Below are 18,537 nucleotides of genomic sequence, written 5' to 3'. Positions count from 1 at the left end.
CCGTGGATCTGCGCTTCGGTGACAGCAAGCCGACGGACGAGGAGCGGGCGGCGGTCGACGCACTGCTCGGGCCGCCGGCCTCCGCGTGGGAGGCACCCGCCGGTGAGTGGGTCGACCGGCCGGACGCCGATCTGCGGTGGGCCAGGGGCGGGCGCGCGGCCCGTGATCGGCGCGATCTGCTGTTGCCGGGGCTGCACGCGATCAACGACCGGGTGGGATGGATCAGCGAGGGCGCGCTCGCCTATCTGTGCCGACGGCTGACCGTGCCGCCGTCGGAGGCGTACGGGGTGGCGACGTTCTACTCCATGTTCTCGGTGCGGCCGCGGGCCTCAACGGTGCTGCACGTCTGTACCGATCTGGCGTGTGCGCGGGTGGGCGGTGCCGATCTTTGTACGGGGTTGAAGGCGCGGGGCGGGGATGTTCATGTCGAGGAGTCACCGTGTCTGGGGTTGTGCGAGCAGGCGCCTGTTGCTCTGCGCGTCTCGGCCGGGGCCGTTCCTTCCGCCGAGCATGTGCTGCTGTCCCGGGGCTCCGCCCCGGACCCCGCTCCTCAATCACCGGAGGATCTTGAAGAACTCAAGGCGCCGGAGGCGCCTGAACTGCCCCAGGCCGGTGATCCCGGGCTCGTCCTTCTCCAGCGCGTCGGCATCGTCGATCCGGCCAGCCTCGACGACTACCGGGCCCACGGCGGGTACACCGCCCTGCGCCGGGCCTTCGCGCTCGGGCCCGCCGGTGTGATCCGGGAGGTCACCGACGCCGGGCTCGTCGGGCGGGGCGGGGCCGCGTTCCCCACGGGGCGGAAATGGCAGGCCACGGCCGCGCAGCCGGACGGGCCGCACTATCTCGTGTGCAACGCCGACGAGTCCGAGCCCGGCACCTTCAAGGACCGGGTGGTGATGGAGGGCGACCCGTACGCGCTCGTCGAGGCGATGACGATCGCGGCGTACGCGACCGGCGCCCACCACGGCTATCTGTACCTGCGCGGCGAGTACCCGCGTGCCCTCGCCCGGATGAGCCACGCCGTCGAACAGGCCCGTGCCCGTGGGCTGTTGGGGGACGACGTGCTCGGGCAGGGTTTCGCCTTCGACATCGAGATCCGGCGGGGCGCGGGCGCGTACATCTGCGGGGAGGAGACGGCCCTGTTCAACTCCATCGAGGGGTACCGGGGCGAGCCGCGCTCCAAGCCGCCGTTCCCCGTGGAGAAGGGGCTTTTCGGGAAGCCGACGGCGGCGAACAATGTCGAGACGCTCGTCAACGTGCTGCCGATCCTGACCCTGGGCGCCGAGGCGTACGCGGCCATCGGCACCGGCCGGTCCACCGGACCCAAGCTGTTCTGCGTCTCCGGTGCCGTGGCCCGCCCCGGCGTCTACGAACTGCCCTTCGGCGCGACCCTCGGCGAGCTGCTCGCCCTCGCCGGGACCCCGGAGCCGCTGCGCGCGATCCTGCTCGGCGGCGCGGCGGGCGGCTTCGTCCGCCCCGACGAGCTGGACATCCCGCTGACCTTCGAGGGCACCCGGGAGGCGGGCACCACGCTCGGCTCCGGTGTCGTCATGGCCTTCGACGACGCGCTCCCGCTGCCCCGGATCCTGCTGCGCATCGCCCAGTTCTTCCGCGAGGAGTCGTGCGGGCAGTGCGTGCCGTGCCGGGTGGGCACGGTGCGCCAGCAGGAGGCCCTGCACCGGATCGCCGAGAAGCGGGGCATCGACGCCGAGGACGACCTCGCACTGCTGCGCGAAGTGGGGCGGACCATGAAGGACGCCTCGATCTGCGGTCTCGGCCAGACCGCCTGGAACGCCATCGAGTCCGCCATCGACCGTCTGGGGGCATACGCATCATGACGACCGTGCCGCTGGGGATCCCCCGGCGCCTGCTGGAGTTCACCCTCGACGGAGAGCAGGTGCGCGCGCCCGAGGGGTCCACGCTCCTCGACGCGTGCCGCGCCGCCGGGAAGGACGTCCCGACGCTGTGCCAGGGCGACACCCTCGCCCCGAAGAACGCCTGCCGGGTGTGCATCGTCGAGGTGGAGGGCGCGCGGACCCTGGCGCCCGCCTGCTCGCGCCGGGCCGAGCCGGGCATGGAGGTCCGCACCGACACCGAGCGGGTCCGGCACAGCCGCAAGGTGGTCCTCGAACTGCTCGCGTCGAGTGTGGATCTGTCGACAACTCCCCATGTCGCCGACTGGCTGAAGGAGTACGAGGCGAAGCCGGACCGGTTCGGACCGGACGCGGCCCGCGTCGACGAGGAGCCCCGGGTCGACAACGACCTCTATGTCCGCGATTACGACAAGTGCATCCTCTGCTACAAGTGCGTCGACGCCTGTGGCGACCAGTGGCAGAACTCCTTCGCCATCTCCGTCGCCGGGCGCGGTTTCGACGCCCGTATCGCCGTCGAGCACGACGCTCCGCTGACCGACTCGGCGTGCGTGTACTGCGGGAACTGCGTCGAGGTCTGCCCGACGGGCGCGCTGTCGTTCAAGTCGGAGTTCGACATGCGGGCGGCCGGTACGTGGGACGCGTCGGCGCAGACGGAGACGACGACGGTGTGCGCGTACTGCGGAGTCGGCTGCAACCTCACGCTCCATGTGCAGGACAATGAGATCGTGAAGGTCACCTCGCCGCACGACAACCCGGTGACCCACGGCAACCTCTGCATCAAGGGCCGCTTCGGCTACCAGCACGTACAGAACCGGGACTGATCAAGACATGGGACGCGTCACGGAACGGCGGAAGGTCATCCGGATCAGGGGCGGGCAGGTCTCGTCCCGGCCGGACACACTGGTCGCCGAGGAACCCCTGGAGATCCGGCTGAACGGCAAGCCGCTCGCCATCACCATGCGCACACCGGGGGACGACTTCGCGCTCGCGGCCGGTTTCCTGGTCAGCGAGGGAGTGCTGGCCGGCGCCGACGATCTGCAGAACATCGTGTACTGCGCGGGCGCGACCCAGGACGGCTCGAACACGTACAACGTGGTGGACGTGCGGACGGCCCCCGGGATCGTGCTCCCCGACATCACGCTCGAACGCAATGTGTACACGACCTCGTCCTGCGGGCTGTGCGGCAAGGCCAGCCTGGACGCGGTGCGCACCACGGCCCGCTTCCCGATCGCCGACACTCCCCCGGTCCGGCTCACCCCCGAGCTGCTGGCCTCGCTCCCCGACCGGCTGCGCGAGGCCCAGCGCGTGTTCGACCGGACCGGGGGGCTGCACGCGGCGGCGCTCTTCGACGAGGCGGGCACGCTCGTCGACATAAGGGAGGACGTCGGACGGCACAACGCCGTCGACAAGCTGGTCGGGCGCGCCTTGCAGAACGGCGATCTGCCGCTGTCCCGCTCGGTCCTGCTGGTCTCGGGCCGCGCCTCCTTCGAGCTGGCGCAGAAGGCGGTCATGGCCGGCATCCCGGTGCTCGCGGCGGTCTCCGCGCCGTCGTCGCTCGCCGTGGACCTGGCCGCCGAGACCGGCCTCACGCTGGTCGGCTTCCTGCGGGGCTCCAACATGAACGTGTACGCGGGTGAACACCGGCTCGACCTGCGGGTTCCGGCCGCGTCGAACTGACGCGGAGCCCGCGGCACGAAGGACGGGGTCCCGGCGCGACGGGGAGCGCCCCCTGCGTCGGCCGGGCCCCGTCTTTTGGCGCGCCCGGAACCACCGATCTCTCACTCGTTCGGGGAAGCGGCCAATCCGCATGGCGCAGGGCGCCGGATTACTGGCGACGGGGACAGAGCGTCCTCGCTGACCAGAACTCTGAGGGATCGTCATGCAGACTCGAGTACGCCGTGTCGCCGTCGCAGTCGCCGTCGCGGGCATGCTCCCGCTGGCCCTGACCGCCTGCTCGGACAGCGACTCCAAGGACAAGGCCTCCAGTTCCTCCTCGTCGGCCGCCGGTTCCTCGGACAAGTCCAGCCCCTCCGAGGGCGCGTCGGCGATGAGCGAGCCGTTCGGTCCGGGCTGTTCCTCCGTCCCCAAGGAGGGCTCCGGCTCCTTCGACGGGATGGCCAAGGACCCGGTCGCCACCGCAGCGTCGAACAACCCGGCGCTGTCCACGCTGGTCACCGCCGTGAAGAAGGCCGGTCTGGTCGACACGCTCAACAACGCGCAGAACGTCACCGTGTTCGCGCCGACCAACGACGCCTTCGCGAAGATCCCGAAGGCCGACCTGGACAAGGTCCTCAACGACAAGGCGATGCTGACGAAGATCCTCACGTACCACGTGGTGGGTCAGAAGCTGGCGCCGAAGGACCTGGAGAAGGGCTCGTTCCCGACGCTGGAGAAGTCGAAGCTGGTGACGGCGGGCTCCGGCGAGTCCTACAAGGTCAACGGCTCGGCCAACGTGGTCTGCGGCAACGTGAAGACCGCGAACGCCAACGTCTACATCATCGATTCGGTCCTGATGCCGAAGAGCTGACCGGAGAGCTGACGCCGACGCCTGCCCCGGCCGACCCGGCCGGGGTGCGGCCCGGTGTCCCGTCCGCGGCTTGCTCGGGCTCCTCGGGGTCCTTCGCACGGCGCTTGGCGAGGACCGCGCACACCATCAGCTGCATCTGGTGGAAGAGCATCAGCGGCAGCACGGCGAGCGAGGCGTGGGCGCCGAACAGGACGCTCGCCATGGGCAGTCCGGAGGCCAGCGACTTCTTCGACCCGGCGAACTGGATCGCGATGCGGTCACCGCGGTCGAAGCCGAGCGCCTTCGCGCCGTACCAGGTCACCACCAGCATCACGGCGAGCAGCACCGCCTCGACGACGAGCAGTCCGGCAAGCCGGACGGCGCTCACCTGGTGCCAGATGCCCTGGACCATGCCCTCGCTGAACGCGGTGTAGACGACGAGCAGGATCGAGCCGCGGTCCACGTAGCCGAGGACCTTCTTGTGGCGGGTGAGGAAGCCGCCGACCCAGCGGCGCAGCAACTGGCCCGCGACGAACGGCACCAGCAGTTGCAGCACGATCTTCACGAGGGAGTCGGCCGAGAAGCCGCCGCCGCTGCTGCCCAGCAGGGCCGCCGCGAGCAGCGGGGTGAACACGATGCCGGCGAGCGAGGAGAAGGAGCCCGCGCAGATCGCCGCCGGGACGTTGCCGCGCGCGATCGAGGTGAAGGCGATCGAGGACTGGATCGTCGACGGCACGAGGGTGAGGAAGAGCAGGCCCTCGTAGAGGTTCTGCGGCAGGAGCACCGGGACGAGACCGCGGGCCGCGAGGCCGAGCAGCGGGAACAGGACGAAGGTGCAGGCCAGGACCGTGACGTGGAGCCGCCAGTGGCGCAGGCCGTCCATCGCCTCACGGGTCGACAGGCGCGCCCCGTAGAGGAAGAAGAGGAAGGCGACGGCGGCGGTCGAGGCGCCGGACGCCACGTCGGCCGCACCACCGCGAGCGGGGAGCAGGGCGGCGACGCCCACGGTCCCGATCAACGCCAGGATGTACGGGTCGATCGGCATCCAGGACGGCCAGCTCAGGCGTTTCATTGGTTCCTTGCTCTCGGTTCAGGTCGTGCCCTCTCCATCCTCCACCCCTCCCGCTTGATCGGGAATCCGGTATACCGCTCTGACTGTGATCGTGTTCCGTGATGAGCGCGGGTAGGGTCGGGGCATGTACGACCCCGGGCAGCTGAGGACGTTTCTGGCCGTCGCGCAGACCCTGAGCTTCACGCAGGCCGCGCGCCGGCTCGGCCTGCGGCAGTCGACGGTCAGCCAGCATGTGCGCCGCCTGGAGGACGCGACGGGGCGGACCCTGTTCACCCGGGACACCCACTCCGTGGACCTCACCCCGGACGGGGAGGCGATGCTCGGGTTCGCGCGCCGGATCCTGGAGGTGCACGAGCAGGCCGCCACCTTCTTCACGGGGACGCGGCTGCGCGGACGGCTGCGGTTCGGTGCCTCGGAGGACTTCGTGCTGACCCGGCTGCCGGAGATCCTGGAGGCGTTCCGGGTCGAACACCCCGAGGTGGATCTGGAGTTGACCGTCGAGCTGTCCGGCACGCTGCACGAGCAGCTGGACGCGGGCAAGCTCGATCTGGTGCTCGCCAAGCGGCGGCCCGAGGATCCGGGCGGTCAGTCCGTGTGGCACGACCGGCTGGTGTGGATCGGTTCGGAGCGGCTGCGCATCGATCCCGAGCGGCCGGTGCCGTTGATCGTGTATCCCCCGCCGGGCATCTCCCGGGCGCTCGCCCTGGAGGCGCTGGAGCGGCACGGGCGGGCGTGGCGCATCGCCTGTACGAGCGGTTCGCTGAACGGGCTGATCGCGGCGGCGCGGGCCGGGCTCGGGGTGATGGCGCATTCCCGGGGGCTGATTCCGCCGGGGCTTGTGCGGGTGCCGGAGCGGGTGGGGTTGCCGGAGCTCGGGGAGGTCGATTTCGTGCTCCGGGGGGCCGCCGAGCGGGGGCCCGGAGCGGTTTTGGCCCAGGCGATTCTGGGGGGCGGGGAGCGGTTGCATCGGGCTGCCGGGTGAGCGGTGGCGGTGGCCGGTCGGCTGCCGGCCGGTGGGGCTTCTCGCGCAGTTCCCCGCGCCCCTGAAGCGAGCTCCGCTCGCCCAGGGGCCCTGAGCGAAGCGCAACCTCCGGAGGTGCGAGCGCCGCGCAGGCCTCCAGGGGAAGGCTGCGCGCAGCGCACGCCTTCAGGGGCGCGGGGAACTGCGCGAGAAGCGGCCACCGGGCCGCAGTCGACCCGCTACCACCTGGCCGGAGGCCGGTAGGTCAGCTGCTTCACGCGGCGCAGGTAAGGCGCCGTCTCCACGTGCTCCACCCCCTCCAGATGCCCGAGCTTCCCGCTCACGTACCGGTAGAAGTCAGCCGTGTCGCGGGCCAGCGCCGTGGCCACCAGGTTCGAGGGCCCGGCGGTGGCGGCCGCGTGCGCGATCTCCGGGTGGCCCGCCAGAGCCCGGCCGACGGCGTCGAGATGGCGCGGCGCCGCGGTGATCCAGAGCATGGCGGTCACCCCGTACCCCAGTCGCAGGGTGTCGTACTCGACGTCGATGAAGAGCGCCCCGGACGCGAGGAGCTGGCTCAGCCGCCGCTTGACGGCCGACTCGGAGCGGCCCGTGGCGCACTGGAGTTCGGGATAGGTGGCGCGGCCGTCGCGGCGGAGGGCGGCGAGGAGCGGGGCGTCCTCCGGAGTGATCGACACGGGCTCCGCCGCGGCGGGCGCCGCCGCCGGGCGCAGGGCCGCGAACCGGTCCGGGGCGAGCGGGCCGTACTTGCGCAGCCAGCCCTCGGGCCCGCCGAAGAAGCGGTGCAGCACCTGGTGCGCCCTGATCTCCACGATGTGCGGGGTGCGCGGCAGCTTGCCGAGGAGCAGGTCCTCGTGGTCGCCGGGGGTGCGCGGCACCGTGCCGCAGACGATCTCGGTGCCGCCCGAGGTCAGACCAATCCATGACGTGTCGGGACGGCGGGCGAGGGCCGCGGCGATGGTCTCGGCCCCCTCCGGGGCGCAGCGCAGCCGCAGCATCCAGTTGTCGCGGCCGAGGACCTGGCTGTCCTGGAGGCCGACGACGCGCAGGCCGCCGTCCGCGACGAGCTTGCGGTAGCGGCGGGCGACGGTCTGGTCGGAGACGCCGAGCAGCTCCGCGATCCGGCTGAACGGCGCCCGCCCGTCCGTCTCCAGGGCCTGGAGGATACCGAGGTCCAGTTCGTCGAACGGGGTGGATTCCATGGCCCGGCCTCGCTTCGATGTCGGATTCCGTCGCTTCGGGGCAGCTGATCACGGCGGTCGGCCGCGCCCGGCCCATCGTACGGAGCACTACGACGTCCGATGAGAACTCCCACGAGAACCTGACGAAAGGTCCACCACCATGCGTACCTGGGGGCCCCTGACAGCGGTCTGCCTCGGCACCTTCATGCTGCTGCTCGACGTGACGATCGCCGTCGTCGCACTGCCCGACATGGCGGGCGCGCTGCACGCCTCGCTCAGTGATCTGCAATGGGTGATGGACGGCTACGCGCTGGCGCTGGCCGCCCTGCTGCTCGGCACCGGAGCCGCCGCCGACATCCTCGGGCGGCGGCGCGTGCACGTGGTGGGCGTGGTCGTCTTCGCGGCCGCCTCCCTCGTGTGCGGGCTCGCGGGCGGGCCGGCGACGCTCGTCGCGGCCCGGGTCGTGCAGGGCCTGGGCGCGGCCGCGATGTTCGCGACGACCCTGCCCATCATCGGAGCCGTCTACCAGGGGCGGCAGCGGTCCGTGGCGCTCGGCGCGTTCGGCGCGGTCAGCGGCGGGGCGGCGGCGATCGGGCCGGTCCTCGGCGGACTGCTCACCGAGGGGCCGGGGTGGCGGTGGATCTTCTGGGTCAATCTGCCGGTGAGCGTCGCGGCCGTGTGGCTGACGCTGCGCCATGTGCCCGAGTCGCGCGGGCCGAAGGGGCGCCGGATCGACTGGGCGGGGACGGCCGCGTTCGCGGCGTTCGCGGGCGCGGCGACGTACGGCGTGATCCGGGCGGGCGAGCGGGGCTGGGGCGACCGGGGTGCCGTCGTCTTCTTCCTCGCCGCCGTGGTGGCGCTGGTCTGCTTCGTGGTCGTGGAGCGGCGCTGTGCCCATCCGATGCTGGATCTCGGGCTGCTGAGGCGGCCCGCGTTCGTGGGTGTGATGGTGGGTGCCTTCGCGTTCAACGCGGCCGCGTTCGGCGTGCTGCCGTACACCTCGCTGTGGTTGCAGACGCTGCTGGGGATGAGCCCGGTCCACGCCGGTCTGGTCTTCCTGTCCCTGTCGGGCGCCTCGATGGTGGTGGCGATCATCGGGGGCAAGCTGCTGCACGGGGTGCCGGCCCGGATCACGGTGGGCGGCGGGCTGCTCCTCGTCGGCGTCGGGGCCTGCTGCCAGGCGGTGCTCGGCGCCGGGTCGACCTGGACCGCGCTGATCCCCGGGCTGCTGCTCGCCGGGGTGGGCGTCGGCCTGGTCTCGCCCGGGATCGCGGGCGCCGCGCTCGCCGCCGTGGAGCCGCGGCGGGCCGGCATGGCGGGCGGTTCCCTCAATACGTTCCGGCAGCTGGGGTACGCGCTGGGTATCGCCGTGTTCGGCACCGTCGTCCTCTCGCGGATGCAGGAGACGCTGCCGAGCGGGGCCGCGCACGCGCTCGCGGGCGGCGGGGCGGACGGGCTGCGCGGGCGGATATCGCGCCACGCCCTGCACACGGCGTTCGCGCACGGGCTCAACTCCGCGTCGGTGCTGGCCGGTTGTGTGGCGATCGGCGCGGGATTCCTGGTGCTCGTCCTGGTACGGTCCCCCGAGGCCCCCGTAGTGGAACCGACCGCTCCGTCCAAAAAGACGGCCCCCACACCGCGGTGACCGCAGTGACCTCTCCGTACAGATTCGGTGGAGACCGCTGACGAACGGTGAAGAGCGCCGGGAGATTACGCCACCGAAACTTACTGAAAGGTAAGTAATCTGTCCCGCCGCTTCCCTTGTGGCCGCATTTAAACGGCTGACCTGTGCATATTCCGCGCGCCCCCGGTGAGACGGACCCTCTCCCGCCGGGGCGCGCGGTCCGGTACCGTCGCCGACGCTGTGCGGAGCGCCACAAGGAGCAACATTGCGTGAGTTCACCACCCCCGCTCTGACGTCGGCACCGCCGGTGGGCGGCCTGGCCGACGCCGTGTTCGACCATGCGCTGGACGACCCCGACCATGTCGCCTTCGGGCGCAAGGACGCCGAGGGCCAGTGGCGCGACGTGACCTCGGCCGAGTTCCGGGACCAGATCCTGGCGCTGGCCAAGGGCCTGCTCGCGCAGGGCATCCGGTTCGGCGACCGCGTCGCCATCATGTCCCGTACGCGCTACGAGTGGACGCTGTTCGACTTCGCGCTGTGGACCATCGGCGCCCAGGTCGTCCCCATCTACTCGACGTCCTCGGCCGAGCAGGTCTTCTGGACGCTGTACGACGCCCAGGTGGCGGCGGCGGTCGTGGAGCACGAGGACCACGCGATGACCATCGCGACGGTCATCGACAAGCTTCCCCATCTGCACCGGCTGTGGCAGCTGGACGGCGGCGCGGTGGAGGAGGTGAGCGCGTCCGGCGCGCACATCGACGACGAGACGGTGCACCGGCACCGCAAGGCGGTGACCCCGGACTCCACCGCCACGATCATCTACACGTCGGGCACGACGGGCCGCCCCAAGGGCTGCGTCATCAGCCACGCGAACTTCATGTTCGAGGCGGACACCATGGTGGCGCGCTGGGAGCCGGTCTTCGCCTCCAAGCGGGAGCGGGTGGCGTCCACCCTGCTGTTCCTGCCGCTGGCCCACGTCTTCGGGCGGATGGTGCAGGTGGCGGCGGTGCGCGGCGGCGTGAAGATGGGCCACCAGCCGCAGCTGAACGCGGCGGCGCTCCTGCCCGACCTCGTGGCCTTCCGGCCGACGTTCATCCTGGCGGTCCCCTACATCTTCGAGAAGGTCTTCAACGCGGCCCGCAGAAAGGCCGAGAAGGAAGGCAGATCGGGCGCGTTCGACAAGGCCGTCGAGTGCGCCGTGAAGTACGCGGACGCGCAGGAGGCGAAGGCGTTCGGCACGGGTTCGGGCCCGTCCGCGTCGCTGCGCATGCAGCACTCCGTCTTCGACAAGCTCGTCTACTCCAAGGTGCGCGAGGCGATGGGCGGCCGGATCCGGCACGCCATGTCCGGCGGCAGCGGCATGGACCGCAGGCTCGGGCTGTTCTTCGCGGGCGCGGGCGTGGCGATCTACGAGGGCTACGGCCTGACCGAGTCGACGGCCGCGGCCACCGCCAATCCGCCCGAGCAGACCCGCTACGGCACCGTCGGCCAGGCGATCCCGGGCACCACCGTGCACATCGCCGACGACGGCGAGGTGTGGCTCTACGGCGGCAATGTCTTCCAGGGCTATCTCAACGACCCGAAGGCGACCGACGGCACCCTGCACGACGGCTGGCTCGCCACCGGTGACCTGGGCGCGCTCGACGAGGACGGCTATCTGACCATCACCGGCCGCAAGAAGGAGATCCTGGTGACCTCCGGCGGCAAGAGCGTCTCGCCGCAGCAACTGGAGGAACGGGTCCGCGACCATCCGCTGGTCGCCCAGTGCATCGTCGTCGGCAACGACCGCCCGTACGTGGCCGCGCTCGTCACTCTCGACGCGGAGGCCGTCGAGCACTGGCTGGGCATGCGCAACAAGCAGATGATGCATCCGGCGGAGCTGGTGCGCGACCCGGACCTGGAGATGGAGGTGCGGCGCGCGGTCGTGGCCGCGAACACGCTGGTCTCGCAGGCCGAGTCGATCCGCACCTTCCGGATACTGGCCCACCAGTTCAGCGAGGAGCACGGCCTGCTCACGCCGTCCCTGAAGCTGAAGCGCAAGGCGATCGAGACGGCGTACGCGACGGAGGTCGAGGCGCTCTACCGCGGGTGACCTCCGGCAGGCACCGATCCGGACCTTCCCGTACGTTCGTCAGTGAGGCACCCGGAACCTGCGGAAGGCCGAACGATGAGCAGCGCACCCCCCGCGACCCCGAACGGCGGCTACGGACCGTCCGGCGGCGAGCCCTCGCGCGAGCCCTACGACCACCCCACGGCGGGCTGGGGAGCGGCGATGTCCGTGGGGAAGGTGCTGGCGAAGGCGAAGGAGCCGGTCGACAGCGCGCGGATCATGACGCGGATGAACCACCCGGACCGCGGTTTCGACTGTCCGGGGTGCGCCTGGCCCGACGACCAGCACGGGCTGACGCTCGACCTGTGCGAGAACGGCATCAAGCACTCCACGTGGGAGATGACGCCGAAGCGGGCGGGCGCCGAGTTCTTCGCCCGGCACACGGTGACCGAGCTGGAGCGGTGGGCGGACTTCGACCTGGAGGACCAGGGCCGGCTGGTCGGCCCGCTCGCGTACGACGCCGAGACCGACCACTACGTGCCGGTGTCGTGGGAGACCGCCTTCGCGCTCGTCGGCGAGACGCTGCGCGGCCTCGACTCCCCCGACCGGGCGCTGTTCTACACCTCGGGCCGGCTGAGCAACGAGGCGACGTTCCTCTACCAGCTCTTCGCCCGCGAGTTCGGCACGAACAACCTGCCCGACTGCTCGAACATGTGCCACGAGGCGAGCGGCCGGGCGCTGACCGCGGCGGTCGGCACCGGTAAGGGCACCGTCGACCTGAACGACCTCGACCAGGCGGACGCGCTGTTCGTGATGGGCGTGAACGCCGCGTCGAACGCACCCCGCATGATCACCAGCCTCGCCCACGCCTACGAGCGCGGCGCGCAGGTCGTGCACATCAACCCGATGGTGGAGGCGGCGGCGGGCCGCACGATCGTGCCGCACGAGTTCGCCGCGATGGCCACCTTCAAGGCGACCAGGACCGGCACCCTGAACCTCCAGCCGCGCATCGGCGGCGATCTGGCCGTGCTCCGCGGCATCGCCAAGCACGTCCTGGAGCGCGCCGAGCAGGACCCGAAGGCGGTCGACCAGGAGTTCCTCGACCGCTTCACGGAAGGGTTCGAGGCGTACCGCGACCTGTGCGCGAGGACCGCGTGGGCGGACCTGGAGGCGGCGAGCGGCCTGGACCGCGACGCCATGGCACAGGCCGCCGAGGTCTATCTCTCCTCCGCCCGTACGGTGATCAGCTGGTGTCTCGGCATCACGCAGCAGGAGCACGGCGTCGACACGGTCCGGGAGATCGTGAACCTCCTGCTGCTGCGCGGCAACATCGGCCGCGAGGGCGCGGGCCCCTGCCCCATCCGCGGGCACAGCAACGTCCAGGGCAACCGCACGTGCGGCATCGACCACCGCCCGAAGAAGGAGTTCCTGGACCGGCTCGCCGAGGCGTGCGGCATCGATCCGCCGCGCGATCCCGGCCTGGACACGGTGCGCGGCATCGAGGCGATGCACGCCGGTGAGGCGACGGTGTTCGTCGGCATGGGCGGCAACTTCGTGCGGGCCGCCCCTGATCCCACGTACACCGAAGAGGCCCTGCGGAACTGCGAGTTGACGGTTCAGGTGTCCACCAAGCTGAACCGCTCGCACCTGGTGCACGGGCGCAGGGCGCTGATCCTGCCCTGCCTCGGCCGCACCGAGAAGGACCTCCAGGAGGGCGGGCCGCAGGCGGTCTCGGTCGAGGACTCGATGAGCATGGTGCACCTGTCGCGGGGCATGAAGCGGCCCGCGTCCTCGCATCTGCTCTCCGAGCCCGCGATCATCGCCCGGATGGCACGGGCCACGCTGCCCGGTTCGGTGACGCCCTGGGAGGAGTACACCGGCGACTACGACCGGATCCGCGACACCATGCAGCGCGCGCTCGACGGCTTCGAGGACTTCAACCGGCGGGTGCGCGGGCCGCACGGGTTCCGGCTGCGCCAGCCGGCCCGGGAGCGGATCTTCCAGACGCCGTCCGGGCGGGCCGAGTTCTCGCTCGCGGCGCTGCCGGACCCCAGCCCCGGCGAGGGTCTGCTGACCCTGGCGACGGTCCGCTCGCACGACCAGTGGAACACCACGATCTACTCCTCCGACGACCGCTACCGGGGCGTGCGGAACCTGCGCACGCTGGTGTTCCTCAACGCGGACGACATGCGGGAGCGCGGCCTCGCGGAGATGGATCTCGTCGACATCACCTCGGTGGCGCGGGACGGGTCGCGGCGGTCGGTGCACGGCTACCGCGCGGTGGCGTACGACGTGCCGCGCGGCTGCGCCGTGGGCTACATGCCGGAGCTCAACGTCCTGTGCGCGATCGGTGACTTCAGCCCGCAGAGCGATCAGCCGCTGATGAAGCACCTGGCGGTGGAGGTGCGGCCGCACCGGATCTGACGGTTCATCAAATACCGCCGCGTCAGTTATTGACGGTTCATCAGGTCGGACACAGAATCACCCTCACTTCGACGGAGGGGGACCGACCGTGTCGCGACCGATCCGCGCCATCACCGCCACCGTGGCGGCGCTCCTGCTCGCCACCGCCTGCAACTCCACCGCCACCAGCTCCGCGCCGGACGGCAAGGGCGCCTCGGTACGGGGAGTGAGCGACGACTCCATCAAAGTCGGCGGCATCGTCTCGATGACGACCGCGAGCGGGTACAGCAAGAAGGACACCGACCTGGGCGCGAGGGCCCGCTTCGACCGCGCCAACGCGGAGGGCGGGGTCAACGGCCGGACGATCGACTACCTGGGCGCGGAGGACGACGGCCAGGACCCGGCGAAGAACCTGGCCGCAGCCCGCAAACTGGTGCAGCAGGAGAAGGTGTTCGCCATCGCGCCGATGAGCTCGGTGACGTTCTCCGGGGCGGACTTCCTGCAGAAGCAGAAGGTGCCGACGTTCGGCTGGGGCACCCTGCCGTCGTTCTGCGGCCCGACCTACATCTACGGCTTCGGCGGCTGCATGGTGCCGATGCCGGGCGGGACCATCTCGCAGACCTGGCCGGAGGGCCTCAAGAACGTCACGGACGGCTCGAAGGGCAGGACGGTCGCGATCCTCGCCAACGACAACGACGCGGGAACCTTCGCCGTCCGCACCTACAAGCAGTCGTTCGCGTCGGCGGGCTACAAGGTGACGTACGCCAAGGCGTCGGTGCCCGCGACGTCCGTGCCGAGCGACTGGTCCGCGTACACGAAGGAACTGCTGCGCGGCGACGGCGGCAAGGCGCCCGACGTGGTCGTCTCCGTCATGCAGACCCCGTACAACATCGGGCTGTTCACGGCCGTCAAGCGCACCGGCTTCAAGGGGGTGCTCACCGATCCGACGGACTACGATCCGGGGCTGCTCGCCAAGAGCGCGACGAAGCAGGCGCTCGACGGGGTGCACGTGCTGCTGTCCTTCGAGCCGTTCGAGTCGGACTCGGAGAAGATGCGGCAGTTCAAGGCCGACATCGAGAAGGCCGCGGGCAAGAAGGTCCCGCTGAACATGCACATGGTCACCGGATACATGAGCGCGGACCTCTTCCTCGCGATCGCGCAGAAGGCCGGCAAGGACCTGACGGTGGCGTCGTTCCAGAAGGCGGCGGACGGGTTCTCGGACTCGGGGACGCTGGTCGGGAGCCGCCGGCTGCCCGCCGGGCGGAAGGAGTCGTTCGGCTGCGGCGCGCTGGTGCAGCTCAAGGGCGGGACGTACACGGTGTCGTCGCCGTTCAAGTGCTACGAGCCGATCCCGTTCAAGTAGGTCCCGCTGAAGGGTTGTCCGGATGACCGACCTGCTTGCCTTCGTCCTGAGCGGGCTCGTGTCGGGGGCGCTGTACGCGCTGCTCGCCACCGGGCTCGTGCTCTCCTACTCGGCGTCGGGCCTGTTCAATTTCGCGCACGGCGCCACCGCCTATCTCTGCGCGCTCGCCTTCTACGAGCTGCACTCGGGCTTCGGCTGGCCCGCGGTGCCCACCGCCATGCTGCTCGTCCTGGTCGTGGCCCCCGCGCTCGGCTGGGGGCTCGACCGGCTGATGTTCCGCAAGCTGGCGCGGGTCGGGGAGACCGCGCAGATCGTCGCCACGATCGGGCTCCTCGTGGCGCTGCCCGCGCTCGGCCTGTGGGTCGTCGAACTACTCGACGACGCGGGCGCGGCGGTGCTCCCCGCGGAGAACCAGTTCGGGCTGCCGGGGGTCGGGCCGAGCCCGGCGAAGAACTGGCCGATCCTGAACGGCGTCGGCATCGACTCCGACCAGCTGATCACGTGGGTGACGACCGCCGTCGTCGCACTGGGCCTGTGGATCCTGCTGCGCCGTACGACGCTGGGGCTGCGGCTGCGGGCCACCGTCGACAACCGCTCGCTCGTCGAACTGCGCGGATTGAGCGCGGACCGGCTCTCGTCGGTGGCGTGGATGCTGTCGTCCGGGCTCGCGGGGCTCGCCGGAGTGCTCGCCACTCCCCTGCTCGGCCTCTCCGCGCACGACTTCACGCTCTTCCTGTTCGTGTCGGCGACGGCCGCGGTGCTCGGCCGGTTCCTGTCCGTGCCGCTGGCCTTCGCGGGCGGGCTCGGGCTCGGGGTGCTGCAGAACCTGGTCGCCGGGTACGCCACCTTCGCCGAGAAGATCACCGGGTTCCGGACGGCGGTGCCGTTCCTGATCCTGTTCGCCGGGCTGCTGCTGCTCACCCGGCGGCAGCGCACGGCGGGCACGGCCGCGGTGGACGCGCCACCCGTGGACTATCTGGCGGGCAAGCCGTGGGCACGGCGGTGGGGGCCGTGGGCGGTGGCGGGCGTCCTGCTGGGCCTGGCCTTCTACACCGTCACGACGCCCTTCTGGAGCGGCATCCTCGCCCAAGGGCTCGCGATCTCGCTGGTGTTCATGTCGTTCACCGTGGTCACCGGGCTCGGCGCGATGGTCTCGCTCGCGCAGGCGACGTTCGTGACGGGCGCCGCGCTGGTGGCCGGGCTGCTGATGAGTCATGGGGTGCCGTTCCTCGGGGCGGCGCTGATCGGGACGTGCGCGGCGGCCGTGCTCGGGGCCCTGGTGGCGCTGCCCGCGCTGCGGCTCGGCGGACGTTCGCTGGCCCTGGCGACGCTCGCCCTCGCCTTCCTCGCCGACCAAGTGCTGTTCCAGACGGGCTGGTTGCGCAACGGCGACACCGGGTGGGAGGTGCCCCGGGCCGTCTTCGGCCCGGTCGACCTGGGCGACGACCGGGCGATGGGCGTGGCGATGCTGGTGCTGTGCGCGGCGGCCGTGGCGGGGCTCAGCGCGCTGCGCGGCTCACGGGCCGGGCGGGCGATGCTGGCGGTGCGGTCGGCACCGGCGGCGGCGATGGCGTCGGGGGTCTCCGTCGTCCGCACCAAGCTTCTGCTGTTCACGCTCTCGGCGGGGCTCGCCGGGTTCGGCGGCGTGATGTACGCGTCGTACAACACCCGGATCACCGCAACCGACTTCACGGCGATGACCGGTCTGATCTGGCTCGCGGTGGTGGTCGCGGCCGGGGTGCGGAGGCCGCAGTTCGCGGTGGTCGCCGGGCTCACCTTCGCCGTCGTCCCGCACCTCGTCAGCGACTACGTGACCGATTCGGCACAGCTCCCGGTGATCCTGTTCGGCCTCGCCGGGCTGGCGCTCGCCAACGACCCGGACGGGTACTGCGCGGCGTTCTCCGTGCGCCGGCACCGGCGCCGCGAGACGGTCCCGGTGAGCGCGGAGCCGACGATCGGAAGCGGCCCGACCTCGGACGCCGCGCTCCAACTCGTCGACGTACAGGCCGGATACGACGGCGCGCCCGTTCTCCAGGGCGTCGGCCTCACCGTCCGCCCCGGCGAGATCGTGGCGCTGCTCGGGCCCAACGGCTCCGGGAAGTCGACCACGTGCAAGGTGGCGGCCGGGCTGCTGGCCCCGGTCCACGGACAGGTGTACGTCGCCGGGGTCGCGGCCGGACGGCAGGGGGTGGTGCGCCGGGCGCGGGCCGGGGTCGTCCTGGCACCGGAGGGCCGCGGCATCTTCCCGTCGCTGACCGTCGACGAGAACCTTGCCCTTCAACTACCGCTCAAAAAAGACCGGTTGGTGGTGTACGAGCGCTTCGACGGGCTGGCGGCGCGGCGCGCGGTGGCGGCCGGTTCGCTCTCCGGCGGCGAACAGCAGCTCCTCGCGCTGGCGCCGCTGCTGCACGCTCCGCCGCGCGTGCTGATCGCGGACGAGCCGTCGCTCGGCCTCGCGCCCCGCGTGGTCGACGAGGTGTACCGGCTGCTCGCCGAACTCCGCGACGCGGGCACCGGGCTGCTGCTCGTGGAGGAGAAGGCGTCGGAGATCCTCGGCGTCGCGGACACCGTGGCGTATCTCGCGCAGGGGCGGGTCACCTGGTGCGGGCCGCGCGACCAGGTCGAGACGGAGCGGCTCACGGACGCGTACCTCGGGATCGCCGCGGTCAGGGAGGCTGAGCGGTCATGAGCCACGTACTGGAGGTCGAGGGCGTCGGGGTGCGGTTCGGCGGCGTACGCGCCCTGGACGGCGTGGACCTGCGCCTCGCGGCGGGTGAGGTGTGCGGGCTGATCGGCCCGAACGGCGCGGGCAAGACGACGTTCTTCGACGTCGTCTCGGGGATCCGGCGGCCGGACGCGGGCCGGGTGCTGCTGGACGGTACGGACATCACGCGCCGCTCCCCCGTGTGGCGGGCGCGGCACGGGATGCGCCGCACGTTCCAGCGCCAGCAGCTGTTCGGGCAGCTCACCGTCGCGGACCAGCTGCGGGTCGCGCAGGAGTGGCGGCGCGGCGGCGCGGACGCCGGGCGCGCGGAGACGCTGCTCGACGCGTGCGGGCTCACCGATGTCGCGGGCGCGTGGGCGGGCACGCTGCCGGTCGGCCGGGCCCGCATGGTGGAGCTGGCGCGGGCCGCCGCCGACCGGCCCCGCGTGCTGCTCCTGGACGAGCCGGCCTCGGGCATGACGGCCGCGGAGCGCGGGCTGCTCGCGTCCGTGGTGCGCGGCCTCGCCGAGGAGTCCGGGTGCGCGGTGCTGCTCGTCGAGCACAACGTGGCGTTCGTCATGGAGCTGTGCGCGCGGGTCGTCGTCCTCGACCTGGGATCGGTGCTCGCCGAGGGCACCCCGGAGGCGGTCCGGGCGGATCGCAGGGTGCGTGAGGCGTATCTGGGGGCAGAGGAGAATCACTCCCCGGCAGGGAAGTGATCCCGGGCAGGAATGCGCGTGCACCCGTGATCGTTGACCATGGGAGTACGACTGCTGTCTCA

General features: G+C 71.5%; 13 protein-coding genes. 11 read left to right on the top strand and 2 right to left on the bottom strand.

Annotation, left to right across the window (positions count from 1 at the left end):
- The first annotated feature begins 2 nt into the window (after positions 1-2).
- The 4 genes from K377_RS00510 to K377_RS00495 all read left to right on the top strand — a co-directional run bounded on the left by K377_RS00510 (position 3) and on the right by K377_RS00495 (position 4,401).
- Positions 3-1,838, top strand: a complete 1,836-nt coding sequence (locus K377_RS00510) for an NADH-ubiquinone oxidoreductase-F iron-sulfur binding region domain-containing protein (RefSeq protein WP_111661045.1) — start codon at positions 3-5, stop codon at positions 1,836-1,838.
- Entirely contained in the window at positions 1,835-2,695 is an 861-nt protein-coding gene (locus K377_RS00505; protein WP_111661044.1) for a 2Fe-2S iron-sulfur cluster-binding protein, read from the top strand. The genes K377_RS00510 and K377_RS00505 overlap by 4 nt, the downstream gene beginning before the upstream one ends.
- Before the next feature lie 7 nt (positions 2,696-2,702).
- Entirely contained in the window at positions 2,703-3,551 is an 849-nt protein-coding gene (gene fdhD / locus K377_RS00500) for a formate dehydrogenase accessory sulfurtransferase FdhD (protein WP_111661043.1), read from the top strand.
- Positions 3,552-3,753: 202 nt separating this feature from the next.
- On the top strand, positions 3,754-4,401 hold the full coding sequence (locus tag K377_RS00495) for a fasciclin domain-containing protein (RefSeq protein WP_111661042.1): 648 nt from the start codon (positions 3,754-3,756) through the stop codon (positions 4,399-4,401).
- Here K377_RS00495 and K377_RS00490 read toward each other — a convergent pair.
- Complete coding sequence (locus K377_RS00490; RefSeq protein WP_237551855.1) at positions 4,370-5,452, bottom strand: bile acid:sodium symporter family protein; 1,083 nt, start codon at positions 5,450-5,452, stop codon at positions 4,370-4,372. The two genes, K377_RS00495 and K377_RS00490, sit on opposite strands and share 32 nt — an antisense overlap.
- Positions 5,453-5,576: 124 nt before the next feature.
- Between K377_RS00490 and K377_RS00485 the strand changes: the two genes are divergently transcribed.
- Positions 5,577-6,434 carry a LysR substrate-binding domain-containing protein gene (locus tag K377_RS00485; RefSeq protein WP_111661041.1) on the top strand — a complete coding sequence of 286 codons (858 nt, stop codon included), beginning with the start codon at positions 5,577-5,579 and terminating at the stop codon, positions 6,432-6,434.
- 218 nt (positions 6,435-6,652) lie between these two features.
- Here K377_RS00485 and K377_RS00480 read toward each other — a convergent pair whose 3' ends face one another.
- Positions 6,653-7,633, bottom strand: a complete 981-nt coding sequence (locus K377_RS00480) for an Lrp/AsnC family transcriptional regulator (RefSeq protein WP_111661040.1) — start codon at positions 7,631-7,633, stop codon at positions 6,653-6,655.
- Positions 7,634-7,772: 139 nt separating this feature from the next.
- On the opposite strand from K377_RS00480, the gene K377_RS00475 reads away from it, so the two are divergent.
- The 6 genes from K377_RS00475 to K377_RS00450 all read left to right on the top strand — a co-directional run bounded on the left by K377_RS00475 (position 7,773) and on the right by K377_RS00450 (position 18,475).
- Positions 7,773-9,257, top strand: coding sequence for an MFS transporter (locus tag K377_RS00475; protein ID WP_111661039.1), 1,485 nt, complete (start codon positions 7,773-7,775; stop codon positions 9,255-9,257).
- 244 nt (positions 9,258-9,501) lie between these two features.
- Positions 9,502-11,328 carry a long-chain fatty acid--CoA ligase gene (locus K377_RS00470; RefSeq protein ID WP_111661038.1) on the top strand — a complete coding sequence of 609 codons (1,827 nt, stop codon included), beginning with the start codon at positions 9,502-9,504 and terminating at the stop codon, positions 11,326-11,328.
- A 75-nt stretch (positions 11,329-11,403) separates the two neighbouring features.
- Complete coding sequence (locus K377_RS00465) at positions 11,404-13,710, top strand: FdhF/YdeP family oxidoreductase (protein ID WP_111661037.1); 2,307 nt, start codon at positions 11,404-11,406, stop codon at positions 13,708-13,710.
- An 88-nt stretch (positions 13,711-13,798) separates the two neighbouring features.
- Positions 13,799-15,052 carry an ABC transporter substrate-binding protein gene (locus K377_RS00460; RefSeq protein ID WP_111661036.1) on the top strand — a complete coding sequence of 418 codons (1,254 nt, stop codon included), beginning with the start codon at positions 13,799-13,801 and terminating at the stop codon, positions 15,050-15,052.
- Positions 15,053-15,074: 22 nt separating this feature from the next.
- Positions 15,075-17,741 (top strand): ATP-binding cassette domain-containing protein, encoded by a 2,667-nt coding sequence (locus K377_RS00455; protein ID WP_111661035.1) that lies wholly within the window; start codon positions 15,075-15,077, stop codon positions 17,739-17,741.
- The gene (locus K377_RS00450; protein ID WP_111661034.1) at positions 17,738-18,475 is read left to right on the top strand and encodes an ABC transporter ATP-binding protein; all 738 of its coding nucleotides are present in this window, start codon (positions 17,738-17,740) and stop codon (positions 18,473-18,475) included. The genes K377_RS00455 and K377_RS00450 overlap by 4 nt, the downstream gene beginning before the upstream one ends.
- Positions 18,476-18,537: the final 62 nt, after the last annotated feature.

Source organism: Streptomyces sp. PsTaAH-137 (assembly GCF_003259365.1).
Taxonomy (GTDB): domain Bacteria; phylum Actinomycetota; class Actinomycetes; order Streptomycetales; family Streptomycetaceae; genus Streptomyces.
Note: the sequence above shows the minus strand (reverse complement) of the source record. Positions and strands in the feature narration are given on the sequence as shown.